Origin of the sequence: Streptomyces sp. NPDC097595 (assembly GCF_044761525.1) — a bacterium.
GTDB classification, from domain to species: Bacteria; Actinomycetota; Actinomycetes; order Streptomycetales; family Streptomycetaceae; genus Streptomyces; species Streptomyces drozdowiczii_A.
Genome location: NZ_JBIWCN010000001.1, coordinates 542,787 through 568,913, shown reverse-complemented (window position 1 = coordinate 568,913; position 26,127 = coordinate 542,787). Strand labels below are relative to the sequence as shown.

Below are 26,127 nucleotides of genomic sequence, written 5' to 3'. Positions count from 1 at the left end.
GTATGAGAGGGCATGCGCGCAGGGCGCACCGGCCGCGGTGGTGTCACGCGGCCGGGCGGTGGGGCGGATTCCTGCGGTCAGGCGGCGAGTTCGCCGGCCTGGAGCTGCCAGAGGGATGCGTAGAGCCCGTGCTGGGCGAGGAGTTCGTCGTGGGTGCCCTGCTCGGCGACGATGCCGCCCTTGTCCAGGACGAAGATGCGGTCGGCGTGGCGGACCGTGGAGAGGCGGTGGGCGATGACGATCATGGTCCGGTCGGCCGCGAAGGTGTGCAGCGTGCGCTGGATGGCGGCCTCCGTCTCGTTGTCCACGGCGGAGGTGGCCTCGTCCAGGATGACGACGGGCGAGTCCTTGAGGATCGCGCGGGCCAGGGCGATGCGCTGCCGCTGGCCGCCGGAGAGCGCGGCGCCGCGTTCGCCGATGAGGGTGTCGTAGCCGTTCGGCAGGGTCGTGATGAAGGTGTGGGCCTCGGCCATGGCGGCGGCCCGCACGACGGCTTCGTCGGAGGCGCCGAAGCTGCCGTAGCGGATGTTGTCGGCGATGCTGCCGTCGAAGAGGAACGGGTCCTGGGCGACGAAGCCGATGGCGTGGCGCAGGTCGTGGCGGCGCAGGTCCTGGACGTCCCGGCCGTCGAGGAGGACTCGGCCGGACTCGGCGTCCTGGAAGCGCATGAGCAGTTTGGCGATCGTCGTCTTGCCGGAGCCGGTGGCGCCGACGAGGGCGGTGACCTGCCCGGCCGGGATGGTCAGGGACAGGCTGTCCAGGGTCGCCGGGCGGCCTGGGTAGGCGAAGGTGACCTCGTCGAGGACGATCTCCCCGCGCACGGTGGGGAGTTCGAGCGTCCCCTCACCGCTGTCAGTCTCGACGGGCAGCTCGCGCAGGCGCTGGACCCGGTCGTAGGAGGCGAGGGTGCGCTGGTACTGGTCGGCGATTCCGCCGAGCCGGCTCATCCGCATGAGCAGCATCTGCGGGAGCCCGATCAGGGGGCTGAACACCTCGAAGCGGAGGGTGCCGTCGAGGACCGCGCGGCCGCCGATGAGCAGGGTGCCGGCCATCGACGCGGTGGTGCAGGCCCGGACGGTCTCGCCGTGGCGCAGGGTGCTGCGGTCGGTGCGGTGGCCGCTCTCCTGGACCGTGTCGCTCAGCTGGTCGACGCGCTCGGCCTCGTACGTCTCGGTGCAGAAGCTCTTGACGGTCGCGCCGGCTTCGAGCGAGTTGATCACCTGGCTGCCGAGCCTGGCGCGGTGCTCGCCGGTGGCGGCGTAGTCCGTCGCGGCGCTCTCCTGGTGGCGCAGCGACAGCCAGGCGATGACCGGGATCGGGAGGAAGGCGATCCAGGCGATCTGGGGGGCGAGCAGGAGGAACGCGGGTACGAGCAGGGCCAGGCTGGTGCCGAGTTGGAGCACGTCGTTAGCGGGCCCGGCGAAGAAGGCGCCGAGCTGGCCGACGTCGTTGGTGAGGGTGCCGGCCACCCTGCTGGTGCGCTCGCCCTCCAGCTGGCTCAGTTCGAGGTGCTGGACGTGCCGGTAGGTGCGGCCCCGCCAGTCGTGCTCGATGTCCTGGCCGAGCCTGCGCCATTGGAGGTTCGAGGCGTACGAGAGTCCGGCGACGGCGGCGCAGGCGGCGACCACCATCCCGGCCAGGCCCCAGAGTTGGGCGGACGCCGTGGTCAGGCCGAGGCCGGCCAGCGGTGCCGCCTCGCCCTTGATGAGGACCAGCCCGGTCCAGCCGAGGAAGGTGCCGAGCGCCATCTCCGCGGCCTGGCAGGCGACGGACAGGGCGGCGGCCCGGTAGAGGCGGGGGCGGTGCGGTCCGACGATCTCCAGCAGCGGGTGGCCCTCGGCGCCCGGCCCGGCCGCCTCGGCCGTGCCGCGCCACGCCTTCCGCAGGACGACCGCGGTCGCCGCGGCCACTCCACCGACGGCCACCAACTGCCGCGTCAGGGCCGACCCCTTGACCAGCGCGGTCCCGGCCGCGACTCCACCGCCGACGGCGAGCACCGGCCGGACGACGAGACCGCGGTCCGCCCGGGGGGCCGACGCGGCCGGGTCCGTTTCCGCTCGCCCCGTGCCGGTCGCTTCCCGCGCGAGCCGGGCGACGGTGCGGCTGATGACGCGGCCCACGTCCGTGGCGCACAGCCGCCCGTCGTGCCGGACGAGCACCCCGCCGGTGACGGGGCTGGCCTGGGCCTCGGTGATCCCGGGGATGTGGCGCAGCGCGGCGGCGAGGATCTCGGCCGTCCGGGGGCGTCCGACGACGAGCCCGACGTCCCAGCGCTGGCGGCCCGGTGTGACCGAGCGAGGGCGCGCGGCCGGTTCCACGGAGCGGAATCCGGATGCGGCTCCCAGTAGCGATGGCATGTGTACGTTCACCTGTTTGCGGAGGTCGCGGAAGGCCGTCACGGAGTCGGCGGATCGGGGCGACGGAGCGGGAATTGAGATGCGGAGCGGGCGGGGGTGTGGGCGGGTCGGCCCGAGAACGGCCGCCACCCTGGTGCGTTCCGCCGCGATCGATCGGCGGGCGTGCCCGGTGGCGGCCGCGGGTGGCGCAGTCCGTCAGTGCGTCTTTCCGGCGGCGCTCTCGGCGGTCGCGCGGATCTTCGGGGCCCGGCGGTCCCCCTTGGCACCGGCCCCGGTCGGGTGCTGACCGGGTACGGAGTGGCCCTCGGTTTCGCCGGCGGCGATCTGGGCGGCGACCACGTCGGCGGCTACCTCGGCCGCGAGGTCATGGATGTTCTCCCCGGCCTCGTGGGCCGCCTTCTTCACCTCCATCGCGATTCCGACGGACGCTTTGACGACTCCACCCACCAGTGGCTTCAGCAGGCGCTTGGCCAGCGGCGCGACGATGAGTCCGACGAGAAACGGCGGTACTACAGGCGGCATGACGCTCCATCCTCTCCACGCATACGTATGACAGTGAACCCGGGCACGACGAGAATGGGAGCGGCGCACGGCCGGGCGGAAATCAGGAATTCCGTTTCGAAATCCGGTACGGGCCCGGAAAATCCGGTACCGAGCCGGAAATCGAATTCCCGGACGCGGGAACACGCCGTCCGATCCCTTGATCACGGTAGTCCAACGACGCCCACCTGGGCCAAATGGATTCCTTCGGGTTCACTCGTGTGAGTGTCCGTGGCTATTTCTCGTGTCCAGAATTGAGCGCACCCCGGCACATCTTGAGAGTGATTATCCGACTATCTTTTTCGAAACATGCCGCCTGGCACATGCCTCGGCGCCGCCCCCGCCCCGACCCGTACGGGTGAATCAGGACCGGCCGCCCCCATGGCCGCGACCGCGCCCGGCCACCATGACGCCATGCTCCGACGCACCCCGCCGGCCGTCCTGACGGCCGCGCTCACCGCCTCGGCCCTCACGCTGAGCGGCTGCGGCGGCGTCGCCCGCTCCTCGACGACCACCCCCCTGGTGGACCGCGGCACCGTCCGGATCGCCGAGGCCAGCGAGACGCCGAGCTTCGACCCGTACTCCACCTTCGGCGCCTCCCAGGCCCGTTACGCCTACGACTCCCTGGTGAACCCCGACACCGACGGCGGCCTGGTCACCGGCCTGGCCACGTCCTGGCGGGCCACGGCGACCACGGCGGTGTTCACGCTCCGCGCCGGCGTCACCTGCTCCGACGGCACCCCCCTCACCGCCTCGGCCGTCGCCCGGTCGCTGACCTACGCGGCCGACCCGGACAACCAGCTCGCCGGGGCCCGTACGGTCCTGCCGAACGTCCCGTTCACGGCGCGCGCCGACGACCGCACCCGCACGGTGTCGGTGTCCGCCGGCGCCCCCTTTCCGTTCCTGATCCGCACCATCGGCCTGCTGCCGATCGTCTGCCCCGCCGGATTGGACCGGCCCGGCTCGCTCGCCCGCGCCACGCGGGGCACCGGCCCCTATGTGCTGACCCGCTACTCCCCCGGCGGGCCGTACGAGTTCACCCTCCGCGACGGCTACACCTGGGGGCCCGGCGGAGCGACGACCGCCGCGCGCGGCCTCCCCGAGCGCCTCGTGCTCTCGGTGGTGCCCCAGACCTCCACGGCGGCGAACCTCCTGCTGACCGGGGGCGTCGACATCGCGCGGGTGAGCGGGCCCGACCGCGCCCGGCTCATCGGCCACGGCCTGGCCACCGCCGAGGTCGCGACCGTCATCGGGCTGACCTTCTTCAACCAGCGCCCCGGCCGGGTCCTCGCCGACCGGGCGGTGCGCCGGGCCCTGGTCTCCGCCCTCGACCGCCGGGGGCTCGCCAACGTCGCCGTGGGCGGCACCGGCACCCCCGCCCGGGACTTCGGGGCCGAGGGGTCCGTCTGCCACGGAGACCTCGCCGACGCCAGCCTGCCCGGACGGGACGCCGCCGAGGCCCTGCGGGTCGCGGGCTGGACCCGCTCGCCCGGCGGTCCGCTCGCCAAGGACGGCCGGACGCTGCGGTTGCGCCTGATCACCAGCCCCGATCTCGGCCCGACCCTGGCGTCCGTCGCCGAGCTGATGGCCCGGCAGTGGACGGCGCTCGGCGCGAAGGTCGAACTGGTCACCGAGAGCCTGCCCGCCCTGGTCAACGCGATGTACACGACGGCCGACTTCGACGTGGTGGTCGGCAGTACGCCGGGCTTCGCCCTGCCGGCGGGCTTCATCCCCTTCTTCTCCGGCCCCGCCCCCGCCGGGGGCCTGAACTTCGCGGGGGTGGCCAATCCGGAGTACGACGCCTTGGTCGCCCGGGCACTCCGGGAGCCGGACACCACGGGATGCGCCACCTGGAACAGGGCCGCCGCCGCGCTCTTCCACTCGGCCGACGCGCTGCCGATCGCCGAGGGCCAAAGCGGCGTGTACGGCCACCGCACCACGTTCACCACCACGTTCGGCGGGCAGCTCGTCCCCACGAGCATCCGCCTCCACCAGTGATTCCGGGGCCCACCATGACCGTTCCCGCACTGCTGCGGCACCCCTGGACGGTGTTCCTGGGCCGCCGCGGCCTCCGGCTCTTCGTCTCGCTCGGCCTCGTCCTCACCGCGTCGTTCGCGATGATCCGCCTCATCCCCGGCGACCCGGTGCGGGCCGCGCTCGGAGTGGACGCCGCCCCCGACCTGGTCGCCGCCCGGCGGCACGCGCTCGGGCTCGACATGCCGTTCCTGGCCCAGTACCGGCAGTACCTCGGCGGCCTCCTGCACGGCGACCTCGGGACCTCGCTGGTCACCGGGGCGCCGGTCGCGGAGCTGGTCCGGACCCGGCTGCCGGCCACCCTGGAGATCGCCGGACTCGCCTTCCTCACCGCGCTCGCCGTCGCCCTGCCCGGCGGCCTGCTCGCCGCCGTCCGCACCCGCGACGGCCGCCGCCCGCGCACCGAGCTGGCGTTCACCACGGTCACCGCCGGGCTGACCGGCGTGCCCGACTTCGTGCTGGCCGCCGGGCTCACCGCCCTGCTCGCCGTCGGGCTCCAGCTGTTCCCGGTGGCCGGTGCGGCGGGCGTCGCCTCCCTCGTCCTCCCCGTCCTCGCGCTCTCCCTCACCCCCACCGCCGTACTCCTGCGCATCGTCAGGGTCGAGGCGCTCAAAGTGCTGGACGAGGACTATCTGCGTACCGCCCGGAGCAGACGGCTGTCCGCCGCACGCCGCTATCTGCGGCACGCGGCACCCAACATGGCGTCCGCCGCGCTCACCGTCGCCGGGAGCCTGCTGCCCGCCCTCATCGCGGGCACGGTCCTGGTCGAGAAGGTCTTCGCCTGGCCCGGCATCGGCTCCGCGATGGCCCAGTCCGTGGTCGCGCAGGACTATCCGGTGGTCCAGGCGATGGTGCTGGTGCTCGGCACCACCGTGCTGCTCGCCGGTCTCCTGGTCGATGTGCTGCTCGCCCTGATCGACCCCCGCTCGGCGATCCGGGAGATGTGATCATGAGCCTTCCCGCCGGACTCCGGCGCTCCCCCATGGCCTGGGTCACCGGGTTCATGCTGGTGTCGCTCATCGTGCTCGCCGTGGCCGGCCCGCTGTTCTGGGGTGCGGCGGCCGACCGCCCGGACCCCTCGGCCGTGCTCCAGGGGCCTTCGGCCGCGCACCCGGTCGGCACGGACGGCCTCGGCCTGGACCTGCTGGCCCGCATCCTGACGGCCGCCCGGTCCTCGCTGCTGCTCGCGCTGGCGTCGGTGCTGCTCGGCGCGGGCGCGGGCGTGCTGCTCGGGGCCTGCACGGCGGTCGTCGGGCGGCGCGCCCGCCGGCTTGTCGCCGGGCTGATCAACCTGCTGCTCGCGTTCCCGGCGCTCCTGGTCGCGATGTTCCTCGCGGTGGTGTTCGGCGCGGGCACGGCCGGCGCGGTCGTTGCCCTCGCCGCCGCGGGTGTGCCCGGGTTCGCGCGGCTGGCCCAGACCCTCGCGGCGGGCGTGGCGGGCACCGACCACCTGGCCGCCGCCCGGGTCCTCGGGCTGAGCCGGCTCCGGCTGCTGTGGCGCCATGTCCTGCCGAACATCGCCGAGCCGCTGCTCCTGAGCGTCACCACGGCGGCCGGCACCGCCCTGGTCGCGCTCTCCGGGCTGAGCTTCCTCGGGCTCGGCGTCCAGCCGCCGGGCTATGACTGGGGGCAGCTGCTCAGCCAGGGGCTCGACCGGATCTACGCCGAGCCGCTGCCCGCGCTCGCCCCGGGCCTGGCGCTGCTGTACGCGGCGCTGACGTTCCAGCTGCTGGGCGAGGTGCTGGCCGGGGGCGCCGCCCGGCGCGGCCCGGTGGTGCGCATCCCGGGTCAGCGGTCGGCGTCGAGCGGCCCGGCCGAGGAGGGGCAGGTCCTCCAGGTCGACGGCCTCACCGTCGAGCTGCCGACCCCGGCCGGCCCGGTCCGCCCGGTGCGCGGGGTGAGCCTGTCGCTGGGGCGCGGCGAGATCGTCGGGCTGGTCGGCGAGTCGGGTTCGGGCAAGTCCCTGACGGCGCTCGCCGTCGCCGACCTGCTCCCGTACGGCGCCCGGGTCTCCCGGCGTACGCTGCGCCTGCTCGGGACCGACCTCGGCGCGCTGACGCGGAAGGAGCGGGACCGGCATCTCGCGACGGGCCTGTCGGTGATCTTCCAGAACCCCGCATCGGCGCTCAACCCGTCCCTGCGGATCGGCACCCAGCTCACCGAGGCGGTCAGGGCCCATCGCGGGGCGGGCCGCGCCGAGGCCACCGCGCAGGCCGCCGAGGCGCTGCGCCGCGTCGGCCTGTCCCCGTCGTTGCTGCGCTCACGCCCGTACGAACTCTCCGGCGGCCAGCGCCAGCGGGTGATGATCGCCGCCGGGCTGATGGTGCGGCCGGGGCTGATCATCGCGGACGAGCCGACGACCGCGCTCGACGTCACGGTGCAGCGGCAGATCACGCGGCTGCTCGTGGACATCCGGCGGGACACCTCCGCCGCGATCCTGTTCATCAGCCACGATGTCGCGCTGGTCGCCGAGTTCTGCGAACGGGTGCTGGTCATGTACGCGGGCACGCTGGTCGAGGCCCTGCCCGTCGGCCGGCTCGCGGCGGGCGCCCGGCACCCCTACACCCGGGCGCTCGTCGCGTCGGTCCCGGACCTCACCGCCGACCGCGGCCGCCCGCTGCCCACGATCGAGGGCGCCCCGCCCGATCCGGTCGCGCCCTCCGCCGGCTGTGCGTTCGAGGCCCGGTGCCCGAACCGCCGGGACCGCTGCGCCGAGCAGGCTCCGCCGCTGGACGACCTGGGCTCCGGCCACCGGGTCGCCTGCTGGTACCCACTGCCGGTGGCGGTGGCCCCGGAGACGGTGGCCGCGTCATGACGGCCCTTCGGGTGGACGGCCTCACCGTCCGGCGCACCGGCCCGCGTGGCTCCTTCGCGGCCGTGGACGGGGTTTCGCTGGAGATCGCGCCGGGCACGACGCTGGGTCTCGTCGGGGAGTCGGGCTCCGGGAAGTCCACCCTGGCGGGCGCGATCGTCGGCCTGGTGCCGGTGCGGTCCGGCCGGATCCTGGTCGCCGGCGAGGAGGTCCGCACCCGTACCGTCCGCGACCGGCGCCGGCTGGGCCGCCGGGTCCAGGTGGTCCTCCAGGACCCGGACACCGCGCTCGATCCCCGTATGACCGTCCGTCAGGCGCTGGCCGAGGCCGCCACGGTGTTCCGGCGGCTCGACCGGGCGGGGCGCGCGGAGCGTGTCGCCGAACTGCTGGACCTGGTCGGCCTGGACGGCCGGCTCGCGGACCGCCTGCCCCGGCAGCTGTCCGGCGGTCAGCGTCAGCGGGTCGCCCTGGCCCGGGCGCTGGCCGTCGAGCCGGGCCTGCTGATCGCCGACGAGATCACCTCGGCGCTGGACGTCTCGGTGCAGGCGTCCGTCCTGAACACGGTCCGCCGGCTTCAGCAGGGGCTCGGTCTGTCCATGCTGTTCATCGGCCACAATCTGCCGGCGGTCTGCCATGTCTCCGACGCGGTGGCGGTCATGCGACGGGGCCGGATCGTGGAGAGCGCGCCCACCGGGACGCTTCTGCGTGCACCGGCGCACCCGTACACCCGGACGCTGCTGGAATCCGTACCGGTCCTGCGCAATCCCCCGGCCGGTGATAAGAACCGGTGACCGCCGCCGGGGACGAATTTCCGCCATTCCGACGTCAAGCCGCCGCATAATTCACGCTCAAGGATTACCGCGCACTATTCATGCGCGTTCTCCGTGAGACGATGCGGCGGCTTCGGATTGCGACGGGGCCTTTCTCGAACCGCTTTCGAAAGGTACGGAACATGGGAGTTCTCGCGCCCGGTCAGACGCTGCCCCACCAGAGGCCGTCCCATCAGACCGGTGCCGGTCTGTCCGTGCCGTTCGCCGTCGCAGGGACCGGAATGCACCTGCCGCCGGCGGTCGTCACCAATCAGGATTTGACGCGCACCCTGGACACGAGCGACGCGTGGATCACCAGCCGCACCGGTATCCGCGAACGCCGCTGCCTGGCACCGCACTTGGCGACTTCCGACATGTGCGTCGCCGCCGCGCGGCCGGCGTTGGAGGCGGCCGGGGTGGAGCCGGCCGGGCTGGACGCGGTCATCGTCGCCAGTTACACCGGAGACCAGCCGCTGGTGTCGACCGCGTTGATCGTCAAGGACGCCCTCGGCGCCCACCGCGCCCTGTCGCTGGATGTCACCCAGGCCGCCTGCGCCTCGGGCATCCAGGCCGTGCTGCTCGCCGCGCACCTCCTCCAGAACCCCTCCATCGGCACGATCCTGGTCGTCGCGGCCGACTGCGCGTCCAGGATCACCGACCCCGCCGACCGCACGACGCGCGTCTTCTTCGGGGACGCCGCGGCGGCCGTCGTCCTCACCCGCAGCGAGACGCCCGGGGCGGGGCTGCTCTCGTACGACCTGGGCTCCCGGCTCTCGTACGACGTCCAGATCCCCGCCGGGGGCTCCCGGCGGCCGGCGAGCGGCGCCACCGTCGCCGCCGGGGAGCACTACCTGCACATGGACGGGCGTGCCGTGTGGAACACCGCGACGACACGGCTCCCCGCGAGTATCCGCGGCGCCGCGCACCGGGCCGGGGTGCCGCTCGACCAGGTCCGGCACTTCTTCCTGCACCAGGCCAACCTGAACATCCTCAACGAGACCCTGAGCGCCCTCGACGTCCCCCGTGAGCGCGCCGCCGTCACCATCGACCGGCTGGGCAACACCGGTTCGGCGGGCGTGTTCACCGCCCTGCACACCACGGCGTCCGAGGGCGCCCTGCTTCCGGGGGACGTCTATGTGCTGTCCGCCATCGGCGCGGGCTTCCAGTGGGGCAGCCTCTGCCTGCGGCACGCCTGACCGGGCCGCACCCCCGGGCCCCTACGGCCGGTGCGGGTCGACGGCGTGGCCCAGGACTTCGGACATGGCTCGGGTCGAGCGCAGGAGTTCGGCCGCGAGGCGTGCGATGTCCTGCTCCGTGAGGCCCCGCGCGGGCATCACCAGGGTGACGACGAGCGGGAAGGACTCACCGGCGGTGAAAACGGGGGCCGCGACCGAGGTGATGCCGGGGATGACGCCTCCGACGGTGGAGGCCACACCCTCTCGTCGCACTCCGTCCTTGATCCGGTCGACGCGGTCCCGGGTGGCCGCGTCCAGCGCGTCCACTTCGAGTTGTCCGCAGAGCACCGGCTCCGTGAGCTGCTCCGGCAGGTGCGCGAGGAAGGCCCCTCCCATCGCCGAGGTCAGCAGGGGCATGGTGGCACCGACCCGGACGGTGATCGGGAGGGCGTGGGCACCGTACTCCCAGCGCACGACGACCGGGCCGTGGTCGCCCCACACCGACAGGTTGACCGCGTGCGAGGTGCTGTCCCGCAGTCCGGGCAGGTGCTCGCTCACCAGCGCCACCTCGTCCATCCTGCGCAGCGACTCGACGCCGAGCCGCCGCATGGCGGGGCCCATGTCGTACCGGCCGGAACTGGGCGACTGGGCCACGAGGCCGACCCGGGCGAGGCTGACCAGATAGCGGTGGGCCTTGCTGGGCTGCATGCCGCTGGCGGCGGAGATCTGCGTCAGCGTCATCGGGCCCCGCCCCTCCTCAAGGGCCTGCAGGACCGTCATCGCCAGTTCGACGGACTGGATTCCCTGCCGGGCCGGCGGCGCCTCGCCGGGCGGCGCGGAGTCGGAGGGGCGCTGTGTGTTCACCAGGCGATCATAGTGACCGGCCGCCGGCCCGGCTGTGGGCCGTCCTCCCCGCCGCCTCAGGCGTCCGCCCCCGCCTCCCGGGCGGTCACGTCGCCGTGGATCGCGTCCAGGAGCTCGACCGCCAGCCCCGCCACCGCCTCGGAGCCGCGCGCCGTCCCGTACACATAGAAGTCGGGGCGGACCGCGACGGCCGAGCAGCCCAGCTCGGCCAGCCACGCGCGGTAGGTGCCGTCCACGTCCCGGACGACGGCCGCGCCCTCGTGGCCGGCGGCGTGTTCGCCGGGGACGACGACGCGGACCCCGGCCTCGGCCAGGTCGTCGAGCAGCCGGCCGTTCTCCAGGGCGGCCAGGTGTCCTTCGCCGACGAGCAGGTGGAAGCCCGCGCCCACGACCTGGTCGAGGCGGTCGCGGTGGGTGCCGTCGTCCACGACGCCCTGCACCGACAGGTGGCCCCGGCCGGCGGCGGCGCTCCGTGCGAGCAGGCCGTCGGCCAGGTCCGGGAAGCGCATGGGTTCGGGTGCGGCGGACGCGGCGCGGCGTGCGAGCAGCGTGCGGTCGCGTTCGGCGGCGCGCTCGGGGTCGCGCAGGGTCTGGAGGTGCCCCAGCTCGATGCCCTTCTCGGTCACCGCGCGCACATGCGGCTCGCGTTCGGTCTGGTACGTGTCGAGGACGCGGTCCGGCGCGGTGCCCCGGAGTACCAGGTCCAGCTTGAACGCGAGGTTCTGCGCGTCGCGGAAGCCGGAGCACATGCCCTGGCCGAGGAACGGGGGCATCTGGTGGGCGGCGTCGCCCGCGAGCAGGACACGGCCTCGGCGCCACTCGTGGGCGATGAGGGAGCGGAAGGTGTACGTGGCGACGCGGATGAGGTCGGCGTCGTCGGGGCCGAGATGGGCGGCCACTCGCTTCCAGACGCGGCTCGGGTCGCTCTCGGTCCCGAAGTCTCCGGCCGAGTCGAGCATGAAGCTGAACCGGTGGTGCGCGGGGCCTAGCGAGATGATCGAGGTGGGGCCGAGGGGGTCGCCGAGCTGGAGGGCGCGGGGGACCTCGGTGGGGCGGCGGAAGCGGAAGTCGCACACCATCCACGGCTCGGAGAAGCCGTAGTCGTGCAGTCCCACGTCGAGCGCGGACCGCACGAAACTGTTGCCGCCGTCGCAGCCCACCACGTAACGGGCCTCGATCGCCCGGCGTCCCCCGGGGTCCTCGACGGTGACCGTGACCCGGTCCTCGTCCTGCTCCAGGCCGACGACGGAGCTGGAATGCCGCACCTCCACCTGGGGCATGGAGCGGCACACGGCGTCCAGCGCCTCTTCGAGGTCGGGCTGGTACATCATGTTCCACTCCGCCCAGCCGCTGCGGCCGGTCGCCGCGAAGGTCTGCTCGATGAGCAGGTCGCCGCTGCCGTTGCGCCACTCGTACGTGGGCTGTACGCGCACCTTGGGCAGCAAGGTCTCCGCCACGCCGAGAGTCGCCAGGGTGCGCATGGTCTCGTCGTCGAAGCTGGCCGCGCGCGGCAGGTTGTAGAGGCCGGCGTAGCGCTCCAGGACCAGGACCCGGTGGCCCGCCCGGCCGAGCAGGGCGGCGGCGGCCATGCCCACCGGGCCGTACCCCACCACGATCACGTCCACCGCGCCCCCGTCCGGGCCCGGGCTCCCCTCGGCGACATCCGTACCCGTCATCGAGCACCTCCGTTTTACTCGGCCGTTCCCAAGGGTTGACACCGACGGAACGTACGTTTCACCATCGCTGAAGTCAATGCATATAAGTGAAATGAGGCGCGCGATGCGGACCATCGGTCTCGAGGAACACTTCGTCACCCCGGAGTTGGAGGGTTACGGCGCCTCGGCGGCCGCCATCATTCAGCCGGAGAAGTGGCGCGAGGCGTCCCGGCGGCTCCTGGACATCACCGGCGAGCGGCTGGCCGAGATGGACGCGGCGGGCCTGGACATGCAGGTGCTGTCCCTCAACTCCCCGGGAATCCAGGCCGAGAAGGACGCGGGCATCGCGGTCGCCCGGGCGAAGGCGGTGAACGACCTGCTGGCCGGCGTGGTCTCCGACCACCCCGACCGCTTCGCCGGCTTCGCGGCGCTGCCGTTGCAGGACCCGAAGGCGGCCGCCGACGAACTGGAGCGCGCCGTATCCGAGTTGGGCATGCACGGCGCCCTGGTGAACGCGCACACCCAGGGCCGCTACCTCGACCACCCGGAACTGCGCGTCGTCTGGGAGCGCGCCGCGGGCCTGGACGTGCCGCTGTACCTCCACCCGGCCAACGGCGTCGACGTCCCGGATGTCATCCAGGGCCATCCGGAGCTGATCGGCCCGATGTGGAGCTGGGGCTCGGAGACCGCGACGCACTTCCTGCGGTGCGTGTTCGGCGGCGTCTTCGACGACTTCCCGGACGCCAGGATGCTGCTGGGCCACATGGGCGAGGGCCTGCCGTACACGCTGTGGCGGCTGGACTCCCGCTGGGAGTACCACAACCACCACGGTGTCGAGTTGGCCCGGAAGAACCCCTCGGAGTACGTCCGACACAACCTGTACATCACGACGAGCGGCGTGTGTTCGGCCGCGCCGCTGCTGTGCGCGCTGCTGGCCCTGGGCGCGGACCACATCCTCTTCGGCACCGACTACCCCTTCGAGGAGATGAGGGCGGCCACCGAGTTCCTGCGTACCGCCCCGATCAGCGAGGCCGACCGCGCGAAGATCGCCCACGGCAACGCCGAACGGCTCCTCGGCCTCTGAGGCCCCCCTTTTTTTTCTCCCTCCCGAGCAAGGAGTCCCCGACATGGCACAAGAGAACTCCGCACGGCACTGGATCGACGGCGAGTGGGTTGGTTCCGCCCGGACATCCGACAGCGTCAACCCGGCGACGGGCGAGGTGATCGGCACGTACGCGGACGGCGACGCGGAGACGGGGCAGCGGGCCATCGACGCGGCCGGCCGCGCCTTCAAGGAGGGCGACTGGCGGCTCGACCCGATGGTGCGCGCCACCGCTCTCAGCCATCTCGCCGACGCGTACGCCGCACGTATGGACGAGGTCGTCGACACGCTGTGCCTGGAGAACGGCAAGCTCCGCCACGAGGCGGGCTTCGAATCGCACTTCATCCTGCGCGCGCTGCGCTTCGCGGCGGGTCTCGCGCTCCAGCCGCACGGCCGGGTCACCGACACCCAGCCGGGCCGCCAGGCCATGTCCATCCGGCAGCCGGTCGGCGTCGCGGGCATCGTCGTGCCCTGGAACTCCCCCGCCTACCTGTGCATCCGCGCGCTGGCCCCGGCCCTCGCCGCGGGCTGCACCGCCGTGGTGAAGATGCCGGGACAGGCTGCCCGTACCGCCGCCCTGATGAGCGACATCCTCGGCTCCGTAACGGAGTTGCCGAAGGGCGTGGTGAACGTCGTCGTCGAGTCGGGCTCGGAGGTCGCCCGCCTGCTGGTGGACTCCCCGAAGGTGCCCGTCATCAGCTTCACCGGCAGCAGCGCCACCGGACGGCTCATCGCCCAGGGCGCGGCGGCCCGCTTCAAGCGGGTCGGCCTCGAACTCGGCGGCAAGACACCGCACTTGGTCTTCGCCGACGCGGACATCGAGGCCGCGCTCGCCACGGCCGTCGCCTCGTGCACCGTCTTCGCCGGGCAGTTCTGCATGACCGGCAGCCGGGTTCTGGTCCAGCGGGAGATCGCGGACGGGTTCACGGCCGCGCTGGCCGCCCGCCTGGAAGGTGTGCGGCCCGGTCCCGCCGCCGACGCCGGGAGCCAGATCGGCCCCCTGATCGACAAGGCGTCGGTCGCCCGTGTCGACGCCGCCGTGGAGGCGGCCATCGCCGCCGGTGCCAAGCCGGTCGTGCGGGGCGGCCCGAGCACCCGCCCCGAGCTGGCCGGGGGCGCCTTCTACCACCCGACGCTGCTCGCGGTCACCGACTCCTCGCTGCCGATCGTCCAGGAGGAGACCTTCGGGCCCGTGCAGACCGTCCAGGTCTTCGACACCGAGGAGGAGGCGATCGCCCTCGCCAACGACACCGAGTACGGGCTGAGCGCCTGCGTCTGGAGCCGCGACGCCGACCGTCCGATGCGGGTCGCACGGCAGCTCGACGCCGGCCTCGTCTCCATCAACAGCTGGGCGAACCTGACCGTCGAATTCGAGGAAGGCGGCTTCAAGTCCAGTGGCGTGGGGCGGCTCGGCGGCCTGGCGTCCGTGGAGGACTTCCTGGAGTACAAGCAGATCACCCAGGACTACGTGCCGCAGCACCACTGACGGGCTCGGACGGCACCCCTTCCTCTCGCGCACCGTTGCTGTTATTACATATAACGCCTACGCTCCCCGCACGCCGGAACCCACCCCTGGCAGGAGGCCATACATGGCCAAGCAGCGCGACCTTCTGACCTTCGAGGTCGACGGACACACGATCACGGCGCTTCTCGCGGCACCCGCCGAGCCCACCGGCAAGCCCCTGATCGCCGCCCTTCACGGCGGCACGTACACAGCGCGGTACTGGGACGTGGCGGGCTCCCCCGCCGGGTCCTTCCTGGACGTCGCCGTCGCGCACGGCCATACGGTGGTGGCCTTCGACCGCCCCGGCTACGGCGGCAGCACCGCGCTGCCCCCGGATGCCAACACCTTCGTCCGCCATGTGGAGTTGCTCAACGGCGCCCTGACGCAGGCCGTCGAACGGCTCGCGGCCGACAGCGTGTTCCTGGTCGGCCATTCGATCGGCGGGATGATCGCGCTGATGGTCGCCGCCGGCCGGCCGGAGATTCCGCTGATCGGTGTCTCGGCGACCGGCATGGGCGCCGTCATCCCGAGCGGCGGCGCGGCCGAGGCGCTGGGCTCCCTGCCGGCGGACTCGACGGTGGATCTGCCGTACGAGCAGCGGGACCAGGTGATGTTCGGCCCCGAGCACACCTACCGGGCGGAGGGGATACGCCAGGCGCACGAGTCGTACGCGCCTACGCCGGTACGGGAGTTGATCCAGGCACCGAAGTGGCCGAAGGAGCACCTTCCCTCGCTGGCCCCCGAGGTCCGCGTGCCGGTGCACAACGCGCTCGCCGAGTTCGACGCGCTGTGGAGCAGCGGCCCGGAGAACGTCGCGAGGTTCGCGGCGCTCTTCACGGCGGCGCCCTTCGTGGACGCGAGCGTCGCCCGCGGGACGGGCCACTGCATCGACCACCACATCCTCGGCCTCTCGACGCAGCTGCGGCAGCTCGCGTTCGCCGAGGAGTGTGCGCAGTGGGCGGCGCGGCAGAAGAGCGAGAGCGCGAACTGATGCCTTCCGTCTCCCACATGCGAGTGCGGGTCCTCATCGCCGGTGGCGGGCCGGTCGGTCTGGCCGCCGCCGTCGAGTTGGGCCGGCGCGGCATCGACGTCCTGGTGGTCGAGCCGCGCGCCGCCGTGTCCCACGCGCGCCCGCGCTGCAAGACCCTCAATGTGCGCACGATGGAGCACCTGCGCCGCTGGGGCCTGGCCGAGCGGTTGCGCGAGCGTGCCCCACTGCCTCCTTCCTGGTCCCAGGACGTGGTGTTCTGCACCTCGCTGTCCGGCAGGGAGCTGTCGCGGTTCACCGGTGTGCTCGGCCTCGTGCCGGAGGGCGACCGCTTCCCGGAGACCGGCCAGCAGGCCCCGCAGTACGTCCTGGAGGAGGTGCTGCGCGAGGCGGTCGACGAGATCGCCCCGGGGCGGCTCGTCCTGGGCTCGAAGGTCGTCGGCCTGCGCCAGGACGACGAGCTGGTGACCGTGACCGTCGAAGACAGCACCGGCCGGCGCTCCGTCGTCACCGCCGATTACGTGATCGGCTGCGACGGCCCGCGCAGCGTGGTGCGGGACGGGATCGGGGCCCGTTACGTGGGCGGGGAGGCCCTGCGCCCGAACTTCGGCATGGTCTTCGAGAGCCCCGGCCTGTGGGAGCACGTGGCGCACGGCCCCGCGGTGCAGTACTGGGTGATCAACGCGGCGGCCCCGGCGCTGGTCGGGCCGCTGGACCGGACGGACACCTGGTGGGCGATCGGCTTCGGCGTCGACCGGGAGACCGGGGAGCGCGAGGCCCACCGGATCATCGACGGCGTGGCGGGCCGGCCAGTGCGGGCGAAGGTGCTGTCCACCGACCCGTGGACGGCCCGGATGATGACCGTCGACCGGATGCGCCACGGCCGGGTCTTCCTCGCCGGCGACGCCGCGCACCTCAACCCGCCGTTCGGCGGGCACGGGCTCAACACGGGCATCGGGGACGCGGTGGACCTGGGCTGGAAGCTCGCCGCCGTGCTGGACGGCTGGGGCGGGCCCGGCATGCTCGACAGCTACGAGAGCGAACGCCGCCCGGTGCAGGAGCGCGTCATCCGCGAGGCGACCGCCAACATGCGGGTGCTGTCCACCGAGTTGTACGCGGACGACCTCGACGCGGACGACGAGGCGGGCGCGCGGGCCCGGCGGGCGGCGGGCGTCCGGATCCAGGAGTCCAAGAAGGCGGAGTTCCACTCCCTCGACCTGGTGCTCGGTCTCCGTATCGCGGACTCCCCGATCGTCCCCGTAGCGCCGGACGGGCGCTCCGAGTGGACGGGGGCCCGGCTGCCCCATCTGTTCCTGGCGGACGGCCGGTCCCTGTACGACCTGCTCGGTGCCGGCCCGACCCTCCTGGCCCTCGGGGAGGACGTGTCGGTGGCGGCTGTCGAGGAGGCCGCGCGCCTGCGGGGCGTACCGCTCGCCGTGGCCCGGCTGCCGGAGCCGGTGGCCGCCGGATACGCCGCGAAGCTGGGCGCCCGCCTCGTCCTGGTCCGCCCGGACCAGGTGGTGGCCTGGCTGGGCGACGAGGCTCCCGAGGATGCCGTCGCCCTGATCGACACGGTCGGCGGCGGTGCGCCCCGGCCGGTGCACACCTTCCCGGAAAGGAAACATCACGTATGAGCGCTGCCCAGTGGACGAGGCGCAAGGTCCTCAACACCGCGGCGGGTACGGCGGCACTCGCCGGCGCGTCCGCGCTGACGGCCCCCGGCGTCGCCGAGGCACACGGCGGCAGGCCCGGCCCGCACGACAGGCTGCGGATCATCGCCATCGAGGAGGCCATCATCCTCCCGGGCCTCATCACCCAGGGCACGGCCCTGAACGGTGCGATCCCCTTCAAGCCCGAGGTCACCGCCGAGTGGTTCAAGCGGCTGCCGGACGTCACCGAGTACCGGCTCGCCGACATGGATGCCAACGGGGTCACCATGCAGGTGCTGTCCCTCACCCCGCCCGGTGTCCAGATGCAGCCCGACGCGGCCATCGCCGTACGGGACGCGCAGGTCGCCAACGACGCGCTGGCCGCCGTCATCGCCGCACACCCGACCCGGTTCGGCGGGCTGGCCGCGCTGCCCCTCCAGGATCCCCGGGCAGCGGTGCGCGAGGCCCGGCGCGCGATCCGGGACCTGGGAATGGCCGGGTTCCTGGTCAACGGCCACACCAACGGGCACTACTTGGACGAGCCGCAGTTCCGGCCCGTATGGGCGGCGTTGGAGGAACTGGGGGCCGCCCTCTACCTGCACCCGACACCGGCGCCCACCGGCGACTGGGGTCTGCTGAAGGACCGTCCCGAGCTGGTCGGCCCGTTGTACAGCTGGGCGGCGGAGACCGGCGGGCACGCCCTGCGCGTCGTACTCGGCGGGGTCTTCGACGACTTCCCGGGCGCCCGGCTCATCGTGGGCCACATGGGCGAGTTCCTGCCGTACATGATCCCCCGGCTCGATGTGCAGATCCGGAACATCAACACCAAGGTGCCGCTGAAGAGGAAGCCCTCCGACTACCTGACGAGGAACATCGCCGTCACCACGTCGGGTGTGATGGACGACAACATGCTCCAGGCCGCCATCCGGTCGGTGGGCATCGACAACGTGCTCTTCGCCATCGACTACCCCTTCGAAAGGAGTGAGCAGGCCGTCGGCTTCCTGCGCGACGCGAGCCTCTCGCCCGGTCACCGACGGAAGATCGCCTCCGGCAACGCCGAGCGCATCCTGAAGCTCTGATCCCCCGGCCGGTCCGCCCCGGAGCGTAGATATAGTTGATATCAACCGCCGGACGGCCGAAACGAGGGACAGAGCGTGGCGACATCCCGAGGGGCTCTCCAGCCCATCACGTCGCGGTCCGTGGTGGAGCAGGCCACCGAGGAACTGCGCCGCGCGATCCTGGCCGGACAGCTGGCTCCCGGAGGCGAGTACTCGCTGCGCGAGCTGGCGGGGATGCTCGACATCAGTTTCATCCCCATCCGGGAGGCGCTGCGCAGCCTGGAGAGCGAGGGCCTGGTCATCATGCGGCCCGGCCGCAGCGCTGTCGTGGCCCCGCTCGACCTGGACGACCTGCGCGGCATCTACCGGCTGCGGCGTGCTCTGGAACCGGACATCGCGCGGCGTTCGTGCACCCTGCTGAGCGACGAGGACCTGGACCGGCTGGAGTTCCAGGCCACCGATTTCGGCGCCCGCGACCACGGCATGGCCGACATCTACGACGACCATCACGCCTTCCACCTGGCCCTGTTGGCGCCGGCCGCCACTGCCTGGGACATCCGTGTCCTGACCACCCTGTGGCGGGCCGGCGAGCGCTACATCCGTATCGGCTTCGGCAGGCTCGACCCCGACCCGGCCGAGCACGAGCGGCGCGGCCGGGCCCATGCGGACCTCGTCGCCGCCTTCCGTACCCGTGACCCGGGCGCGGTCGGCGACGCGGTCGAGCAGCACCTCGCGCGCAACGAGAAGATCGCTTTCTCCGCCCTGTCCTGAGCCCGGCCGCCGGAAGCGCGCCGGGGCCTCGGCCGGGGGCACCGCGAGGGTTGCTGTTATCACATATAGCGGCTACGGTCGAACCGCTCTCCCGTGAGCGGCCTCACCGGCCGCCACCGTTCAGGCCGCCCGCACATGCCCGTAGGGCCCGGGCCGCCGCCTTTTCGGACCCGTCGCGTCGACTGCCGGCCACGGCCGGCACTCCGCGTCATCCGGGTCACGCACGACGTTCCTTCCGACCCGCCCGGCAGAAAGGCACAACGATGTGTGTCAGCGACACGAACCGACGTGACTTCTTCAAGACGGCAGCGGCGGCCGGCATCGCCGTCGCGGGAGTGCCGGCCCTGGCCGGCCCCGCCTCCGCCCACGCACCGGAACGCACCGGCTTCCTCGGCGAACGGATCGCCCTGACGAATGTCCGGGTCTTCGACGGCGACCAGGTGACCTCGCCCCGCACCGTGGTCATCGACAACGGACGCATCGGCATCACCGCGCTCGGCGCACGCCGGATCGACTGCGGGGGCGCGGTGCTGCTCCCCGGACTGACCGACGCGCACATCCATCTGCGGGATGTCGACACGCTGCGCGCGCTGGCCGGTGCCGGGGTGACCACCGGCCTGGACATGGCCTCCTTCCCGCCGTCGCTGGTCGACTCGCTGCGCGGCCTGCCCGGCCTGACCGACATACGCAGCGCGGGCACGCCCGCGGTCGCGCCCGGGAGCCCGCAGAGCCAGATCCCCACCTTCCCGGCGGACGCGGTCCTGACCGGCCCCGAGCAGGCCGCCCCCTTCGTGCGCAGCCGGATCGCCGAGGGTTCGGACTACATCAAGATCATCATCGACGAGCCGGGGCTCTCGCCGGAGACCATCAAGGCCGTGACCTCGGCCGCACACTCCGCCGGCCGGCTCGTCATGGCGCACGCGACCTCAACGGCCACGGTGGTACGCGCACTTGACGCGAAGGTCGACATGATCCATCACGTGCCCATGGACAGCGCGCTGTCGGCCGCGGTCGCGGCCCGGTACGTCTCGACGGGCACCGTCGCGGTGCCCACCCTGACGATGATGGAGGGCTTCGGGAATCTCGGCATACCCGGCATGGACTACGCGGCCGCCGAGGGCAGCGTCGCCGCGCTGCGCCGGGCGGGGGCGCGGATCCTCGCGGGCACGGACGCGAACCTCACGCCGGGCATTCCGGTGCACCCGCCGTACGGCGCCGCCCTGCACCACGAGTTGGAGCTGCTGGTCCACGCGGGTCTCACCAACCGCGAGGCGCTGCGGGCGGCGACGAAGCTCCCCGCGCAGGCGTTCGGCCTGTGGGACCGCGGCACCATCCGGGTCGGGAACCGCGCCGACCTCGTCCTGGTCGACGGGGACCCGCTGACCGACATCACCGCGACGCGCGCCGTGCGGCGCGTATGGATCGGCGGTGTCGAGTACGCCCCCACCGCCACGTGATCCCCGGCTTCGGCCGGCCGGGCCGAGGGGGGCGGCAACGCGTCGCCCCCGCACGGCCGTTCACCGGTGGGTCACTCCGTCAGGTCCAGGGCCGCGGCGACGATGCCGTCGGCGTCGATGCCGTGGTGGCGGTAGACCTCCTCCAGGGAGCCGGACTGCCCGAAGCGGGTGACGCCCAGCCTGCGCGCGGGCACACCGTGGAGGGCGGACAGGAACGCCAGCGTGTGCGGGTGGCCGTCCAGCACGGTGACCAGGGGCGTGGCCCGCTCGGCGGGGAAGACCTGGTCCAGGATCCAGTCGGGCGCCTCACCGTTGCCCGCGCGGGCGTCCATGGCCCGGTAGAGCAGGCCCGGGCTGACCACGCACACCACGTCGGCCGGGACGCCGAGGCCCCGCAACCGGTCGGCGGCGGCCAGGGCCTCGGGCACCATGGCCCCCATGGCCGCGATGGTCACCGTCGCCCCGCTGTGCCTGCGCAGCGGATACGCGCCGGCCACGACCTGGCGGCGGCGGCGTTCCCGGGCCGCCGGGTCGGCCGGGACCCGGGCGAGGGTCTGGTCGACCGGCCGGGTGGACAGCCGCAGATAGGCGGAGCTCCCGTCGGGCCGGCCGAGGCGGGACAGCGCCGCCAGCAGCGTCCACTCGGTGTCGAGGGCGAAGGCGGGCTCCCAGGTCGTGCAGCCGGGCTGTTCGATGCCGAGGGAGGGCGTGGTGATGGACTGATGGGCCCCGCCCTCGGGCGCCAGGGTGACACCGGAAGGGGTTCCGACCAGGATCGACTGGCCGCCCGCGTAGATGCCGTAGGACCAAGGCTCCAGGGCGCGGTTGACGAAGGGGTCGTACATCACCCCGATGGGCAGCAGCGGTTCGCCCCAGCGGCTCCAGGTGGCGCCCAGCTCACCGAGGAGTCCGACCAGGTTGGTCTCGGCGATGCCCAGTTCGATGTGCTGGCCGGTCGGCCGTTCCCGCCAGTGCAGGATGGTCTCCGCGTCGTCGGCGAACCAGTCGACGCGCTCGGTGGGCGACCAGACGCCGACCTTGTTGACCCAGCCGCCCAGATTGGTCGAGGAGCTGACGTCGGGGCTGACGGTGACCACGCGGCGGGCCGCCTCGGGGGCGGTGCGGGTCAGGTCGAGCAGCGTACGGCCGAGGGCCGCCTGGGTGGTCGCGACGCCCGTCGGGGTCCGGCCCGTGTCGGTGGGCATCGCCGGGGGCGCCGTCTCCCGGATGGGGTCCCGGCGCAGCCGCGCCCCGGTCTCGGCGCACAGGCGGGCGGCCGCCGAGTCCGCGGGGAAGCCCTGCCACGGGTGGTCGGGGTCGGCGCCCACTTCGGCGGCGAGCCGGCGCATCTGGTCCTCCGTCAGCAGGGAGGAGTGGTTCTGCGGGTGCCCCTGGGTGGGCAGGCCGTGGCCTTTCACGGTGTACGCGAAGATGACCGTGGGCCGGTGGTCGTCCACCTCGGCCAGCGCGGCGTCCAGGGCGGACAGGTCGTGGCCGCCGAGGTTGCGGACCGCCTCCATGAGGGTGGCGTCGTCGGTCTCCGCGAGCAGGGCGGCGATCGCCGGGGCCTCGGCGCCGGTGCCGGGCAGCCGCTCGCGCAGTTGCCCGGCCGAGCAGCGCAGCAGCCGCTGGTACTCGGGGTTGGCCATCCCGTCGATGCGGGCCCGGAGCACGGTGCCGCCCGGGCGCTCGAACAGCCGCTCAAGCAGGTTGCCGTACTTGAGGGTGAGGACCTGCCAGCCGGCCGCGGCGAACATGCCGTGCAGTCGGCCGGCCGCCATGTTCGGCACCACGCGGTCGAGGGACTGCCGGTTGAGGTCGACGATCCAGACCAGCTCGCCGAGGTCGGTGACCTGCGGGTCGAGCACCGCCTCCCACACCGCGCCCTCGTCCAGCTCGGCGTCGCCGACCAGCGCGTACTGGCGGCCCTTGAAGCCCTCGCCGGTGCTCCGGTCCGCGTAACGGCGGGCCAGGGCTCCCCAGATCGTCGCCGTGGCGCCGATGCCCACCGAGCCGGTGGAGTAGTCGACGGTGTCGGGGTCCTTGGAGCGGCTCGGGTAGCTCTGGAGGCCGCCGAAGGCGCGCAGCGTGGGCAGGTAGGACGCGTCCAGGTCGCCGAGCAGGTGGTTGATGGCGTGCAGCACCGGCGAGGCGTGCGGTTTGACGGAGACGCGGTCCTCGGGGCGCAGATGGCGGAACCAGAGGGTCGTCATGATCGACACCATCGAGGCGCAGGACGCCTGGTGCCCGCCCACCTTGAGTCCGGACGGGTTGGGGCGCACCCGGTTGGCGTGGTGCACGATCGCGCTGGACAGCCACAGCACGCGGCCCTCGATCCTGTGCAGCACGTCGGGGGTCGCGTCCGAGGTCCGCCGGGGGGCGGTTGGTGCGGTGGTCATGGCGGAAACGGTCTCCTCGCGCTGGGCACGGCCGGAGTGCGCGCGGACGTGCGGTGGCCGTGACGTGGGACGTACCACGGGCGCCTGCGGAGCGCACCGGGTGTGCCCCGGCGCACATCGGCCGGCTCCCGACCGGGTCACGGTCGGCGGCGTGCTGCCAGGGGCGGGATCGTTGCGAGGAGCAGACCACCGGGCCGGGACGACGCACAAGAACCGCCGGGAAAATCACGCAGAATGCCCAATCGCCCGTCCCCCGAACCCAAGAAGGTGTGCATCGTGCCCAGTTCCGAGCGGATCGACCCCACCGACGCCCGCCTGCTGCTGGCCCTCGCCGCTCATCCCCGGGCCACCGCGGTGGCGCTCGCCGAGGCGAGCGGGCTGAGCCGCAACACCGTCCAGGCGCGCCTGGCCGCCCTGGACCGCGACGGCGCCGTGGCGTCCTTCGAGCGGCGCATCGAGCCGGCGGCCCTCGGCTATCCGCTCACCGCGTTCGTCACCACCCAGGTCGCCCAGCGCAGGCTGGACGAGGTCGCGCACGCGCTCGCGGCGATCCCCGAAGTCCTCCAGGTGCACGGGCTCACCGGTGACACCGACCTGCTGGTCCATGTGGCGGCGACGGACGCCGAGGACCTGTACCGGGTGGCCGGCCAGATCCTCGGCATACCGGGGGTGGAACGCACCACCACGTCGCTCGTGATGCGCCAACTGGTCCCCTACCGGCTCGCCCCGCTGCTGCGCCGGACCGTCGCCCGCCGAGTCGCTCCGTGAAGAAGAATGCGGCCTCACACCCTTGCTGTTATCACATATAGCGACCTACTGTGTGACCAGCGCCTCAGCCGCCGATGCCGGCCCGCCGGAGGGCCGGGCGTCGCCCCCACCCCCCGGAAAACCCCCGGAACACCCCCAGGAACACAGGAGCAACTCCGTGCGCATCGCCAACCTTTCCGGCCGTCTGGTCCTCGTCGTGGACGGTCTCGCCGTCGACGTCGAGGAGGCGAGTGGCGGCCGCTTCGCCGCGGACCCCCAGGCCGTCTACGAGCAGTGGGAGGAGTTCCGCCGGTGGGCGGCGCAGGCCGACTTGCCCGAGGGAAGCCCCTTCGAGCCCTCTCTCCTGGGCGCGCCCGTGCCGGCACCGCGGCAGATCGTCGCCGCCGGCCTCAACTACCGTGATCACGCGGCCGAGTCGGGCTTCGCCCTCCCCGAGACCATGCCGCCGGTCTTCACCAAGTTCGCCAGCAGCATCACCGGCCCCGTCACCGAGGTCACCCTTCCGCCGGGCGGCCACACCGACTGGGAGATCGAACTCGTCGTCGTCATCGGCGCCCGCGCCCACCGCGTCTCCGCGGAGTCGGCCTGGGACCACGTGGCCGGGCTGACCGTGGGCCAGGACATCTCGGAGCGCATCACACAACTCGATGGCCCGGCACCGCAGTTCAGCCTGGGCAAGTCCTTCCCGGGCTTCGCCCCCATCGGGCCGTACGTGGTCACGCCCGACGCGCTCGACAACCCGGACGACCTGGGTCTGCGCTGCACCGTGAACGGCGAGGAGGTCCAGAAGAGCCGCACCAGCGACCTGATCTTCTCCGTACCGGAGCTGGTCTCCCGGCTGTCCTCGGTGATCCCCCTGCTGCCCGGCGACATCGTCTTCACCGGCACCCCGGCCGGCGTCGGCCTGGGCCGTGAACCGCAGCGCTGGCTCGCTCCGGGAGACGAGCTGGTCAGCACCATCGAGGGCATCGGCGAGCTCCGCCAGCGCTTCGTCGCGCAGAGCTGAGGCCCCCGGCGACCACGTTCCCGCGAGACCGCACGTGCACACCCCGCAAGTTCGATCGAGGAGGCTCGGATGACCGCCACACCGAAATTCGCCCACGTCGTGTTCCAGACCAGCAACCCCAGCGGGATGCGGGACTGGTACTGCGCCGTTCTCGACGGACACGTGGTGTTCCAGAACGACAGTCTGTGCTTCATCACCTACGACGAGGAGCACCACCGCGTCGCGCTGCTGACTCCCCCGGTTCCGCTGGAGCGCAAGAAGCCCACGACGGCCTCGGCGCACCATGTCGCTTACACCTTCGACCACCTCGACTCCCTGCTCGCCCGCTATGAACTGCTGCGCGACAAGGGGGTGGTGCCGGCGGTGTGCATCGCCCACGGGGTCACCACCTCCATGTATTACCAGGACCCCGACGGCGGTTTCGTCGAGATGCAGATCGACGTCTTCGCCGACCCGGACGAGGCCACCGGTTACATGGAGGGACCGGAGTACGGCGCCGACGCCGTCGGCCCCGCCTTCGACCCGGAGGCCATGCTGGCGGCGCGCCGTTCCGGAGCGGCGGTGGACGAACTGATCCACCGGTCCTGGGCCCTCCGGAGCCCCATGCCCGACCCGATGCTGGTCCTCACGGGGACCGCCTGAGCACGATGCCCGTATCCACGGTCGAGGGGAACCATTGAACCCGTCCAGCCTCCACGCCGACTGCTTCATGTGCGGCCTGGAACAGAGCGAGGAAACCGCCGTCGTCTTCCAGGACCCCCTGTGGTCCGGGGAGTTGGTGCCCGGCTACGACGTGCCCGGCTGGTTCGTCCTGCGGACCCGGCGGCACGCCGAGCGCATCACCGGGCTCGACGACGCCGAGCTGGCGTCGTTCGGCCGCCGTGCGCGCGACCTCGTCGCGGCGGTCACCGAGGCGACCGGTGCGCCCGCGACGTACGTGATGGTCTTCGGCGAGAACCATCCGCACTTCCACGCGCTGATCACCGCCCGCGACGAACAGGTCCCCGCGGACCGCCGCAGCGGCGACATCCTGCGCCTGCGGACGGAGCGCGCCGACCCCGAGGCCGCCGCCCGCCTGGTGCCGGCGGTGCGCAGCGCCTACGAACGCCTCGCGGCCGGCGCCGCGCACCCGCTCCCGGCCTGATCCGGCGCCCGACGGCGTGGCGGCCGGTACCGGCG

21 protein-coding genes are annotated in these 26,127 nt (G+C 72.9%); 16 read left to right on the top strand and 5 right to left on the bottom strand.

What is annotated here, in order from left to right:
* Positions 1-77: 77 nt before the first annotated feature.
* Positions 78-2,357 (bottom strand): ATP-binding cassette domain-containing protein, encoded by a 2,280-nt coding sequence (locus tag ACIQZN_RS02520; RefSeq protein ID WP_403987283.1) that lies wholly within the window; start codon positions 2,355-2,357, stop codon positions 78-80.
* Positions 2,358-2,552: 195 nt separating this feature from the next.
* Complete coding sequence (locus ACIQZN_RS02515) at positions 2,553-2,879, bottom strand: DUF5132 domain-containing protein (RefSeq protein WP_403987280.1); 327 nt, start codon at positions 2,877-2,879, stop codon at positions 2,553-2,555.
* 432 nt (positions 2,880-3,311) lie between these two features.
* Here ACIQZN_RS02515 and ACIQZN_RS02510 point away from each other — a divergent pair, with 432 nt between their 5' ends.
* The 5 genes from ACIQZN_RS02510 (at position 3,312) to ACIQZN_RS02490 (ending at position 9,748) form a co-directional block, all read left to right on the top strand.
* On the top strand, positions 3,312-4,895 hold the full coding sequence (locus tag ACIQZN_RS02510; RefSeq protein WP_403987277.1) for an ABC transporter substrate-binding protein: 1,584 nt from the start codon (positions 3,312-3,314) through the stop codon (positions 4,893-4,895).
* Positions 4,896-4,909: 14 nt separating this feature from the next.
* Positions 4,910-5,878 carry an ABC transporter permease gene (locus ACIQZN_RS02505; RefSeq protein ID WP_403987274.1) on the top strand — a complete coding sequence of 323 codons (969 nt, stop codon included), beginning with the start codon at positions 4,910-4,912 and terminating at the stop codon, positions 5,876-5,878.
* A gap of 2 nt (positions 5,879-5,880) precedes the next feature.
* A complete protein-coding gene (locus tag ACIQZN_RS02500) occupies positions 5,881-7,746 on the top strand; it encodes a dipeptide/oligopeptide/nickel ABC transporter permease/ATP-binding protein (RefSeq protein ID WP_403987271.1) in 1,866 nt (621 codons plus the stop codon).
* Positions 7,743-8,534, top strand: a complete 792-nt coding sequence (locus tag ACIQZN_RS02495) for an ABC transporter ATP-binding protein (RefSeq protein WP_403987268.1) — start codon at positions 7,743-7,745, stop codon at positions 8,532-8,534. Before ACIQZN_RS02500 ends, ACIQZN_RS02495 begins: the two co-directional genes overlap by 4 nt.
* Before the next feature lie 161 nt (positions 8,535-8,695).
* Positions 8,696-9,748, top strand: coding sequence for a 3-oxoacyl-ACP synthase III family protein (locus ACIQZN_RS02490; RefSeq protein ID WP_403987265.1), 1,053 nt, complete (start codon positions 8,696-8,698; stop codon positions 9,746-9,748).
* A 21-nt stretch (positions 9,749-9,769) separates the two neighbouring features.
* Here the strand turns inward: ACIQZN_RS02490 and ACIQZN_RS02485 are convergent, their stop codons facing one another.
* Both ACIQZN_RS02485 and ACIQZN_RS02480 read right to left on the bottom strand, forming a co-directional pair.
* The gene (locus ACIQZN_RS02485; protein WP_403987262.1) at positions 9,770-10,591 is read right to left on the bottom strand and encodes an IclR family transcriptional regulator; all 822 of its coding nucleotides are present in this window, start codon (positions 10,589-10,591) and stop codon (positions 9,770-9,772) included.
* A 56-nt stretch (positions 10,592-10,647) separates the two neighbouring features.
* Entirely contained in the window at positions 10,648-12,267 is a 1,620-nt protein-coding gene (locus tag ACIQZN_RS02480; protein ID WP_403987259.1) for a bifunctional 3-(3-hydroxy-phenyl)propionate/3-hydroxycinnamic acid hydroxylase, read from the bottom strand.
* Between the two features lie 103 nt (positions 12,268-12,370).
* On the opposite strand from ACIQZN_RS02480, the gene ACIQZN_RS02475 reads away from it, so the two are divergent.
* The 7 genes from ACIQZN_RS02475 (at position 12,371) to ACIQZN_RS02445 (ending at position 20,775) form a co-directional block, all read left to right on the top strand.
* Positions 12,371-13,330, top strand: coding sequence for an amidohydrolase family protein (locus ACIQZN_RS02475; protein ID WP_403987256.1), 960 nt, complete (start codon positions 12,371-12,373; stop codon positions 13,328-13,330).
* 43 nt (positions 13,331-13,373) lie between these two features.
* Positions 13,374-14,834 carry an aldehyde dehydrogenase family protein gene (locus ACIQZN_RS02470; RefSeq protein WP_403987253.1) on the top strand — a complete coding sequence of 487 codons (1,461 nt, stop codon included), beginning with the start codon at positions 13,374-13,376 and terminating at the stop codon, positions 14,832-14,834.
* 103 nt (positions 14,835-14,937) lie between these two features.
* Positions 14,938-15,843: an alpha/beta fold hydrolase gene (locus ACIQZN_RS02465; RefSeq protein WP_403987251.1), complete on the top strand. Its 906-nt coding sequence runs from the start codon at positions 14,938-14,940 to the stop codon at positions 15,841-15,843.
* Between the two features lie 17 nt (positions 15,844-15,860).
* A complete protein-coding gene (locus ACIQZN_RS02460) occupies positions 15,861-17,474 on the top strand; it encodes an FAD-dependent monooxygenase (protein WP_403987248.1) in 1,614 nt (537 codons plus the stop codon).
* A complete protein-coding gene (locus tag ACIQZN_RS02455; RefSeq protein ID WP_403987245.1) occupies positions 17,471-18,568 on the top strand; it encodes an amidohydrolase family protein in 1,098 nt (365 codons plus the stop codon). Before ACIQZN_RS02460 ends, ACIQZN_RS02455 begins: the two co-directional genes overlap by 4 nt.
* A 75-nt stretch (positions 18,569-18,643) precedes the next feature.
* Complete coding sequence (locus tag ACIQZN_RS02450; RefSeq protein ID WP_403987242.1) at positions 18,644-19,318, top strand: GntR family transcriptional regulator; 675 nt, start codon at positions 18,644-18,646, stop codon at positions 19,316-19,318.
* Positions 19,319-19,581: 263 nt separating this feature from the next.
* On the top strand, positions 19,582-20,775 hold the full coding sequence (locus tag ACIQZN_RS02445; protein ID WP_403987239.1) for an amidohydrolase family protein: 1,194 nt from the start codon (positions 19,582-19,584) through the stop codon (positions 20,773-20,775).
* Positions 20,776-20,846: 71 nt separating this feature from the next.
* Here ACIQZN_RS02445 and ACIQZN_RS02440 read toward each other — a convergent pair whose 3' ends face one another.
* On the bottom strand, positions 20,847-23,174 hold the full coding sequence (locus ACIQZN_RS02440) for a transketolase-like TK C-terminal-containing protein (RefSeq protein ID WP_403987236.1): 2,328 nt from the start codon (positions 23,172-23,174) through the stop codon (positions 20,847-20,849).
* Between the two features lie 276 nt (positions 23,175-23,450).
* Between ACIQZN_RS02440 and ACIQZN_RS02435 the strand changes: the two genes are divergently transcribed.
* The 4 genes from ACIQZN_RS02435 (at position 23,451) to ACIQZN_RS02420 (ending at position 26,092) form a co-directional block, all read left to right on the top strand.
* Positions 23,451-23,942 carry an Lrp/AsnC family transcriptional regulator gene (locus ACIQZN_RS02435; protein ID WP_403987233.1) on the top strand — a complete coding sequence of 164 codons (492 nt, stop codon included), beginning with the start codon at positions 23,451-23,453 and terminating at the stop codon, positions 23,940-23,942.
* A 157-nt stretch (positions 23,943-24,099) separates the two neighbouring features.
* Positions 24,100-24,948, top strand: coding sequence for a fumarylacetoacetate hydrolase family protein (locus ACIQZN_RS02430; protein WP_403987230.1), 849 nt, complete (start codon positions 24,100-24,102; stop codon positions 24,946-24,948).
* Positions 24,949-25,017: 69 nt separating this feature from the next.
* Positions 25,018-25,590 (top strand): VOC family protein, encoded by a 573-nt coding sequence (locus ACIQZN_RS02425; protein WP_403987227.1) that lies wholly within the window; start codon positions 25,018-25,020, stop codon positions 25,588-25,590.
* Between the two features lie 34 nt (positions 25,591-25,624).
* Positions 25,625-26,092, top strand: a complete 468-nt coding sequence (locus ACIQZN_RS02420; protein ID WP_403987224.1) for a hypothetical protein — start codon at positions 25,625-25,627, stop codon at positions 26,090-26,092.
* Positions 26,093-26,127 lie beyond the last annotated feature (35 nt).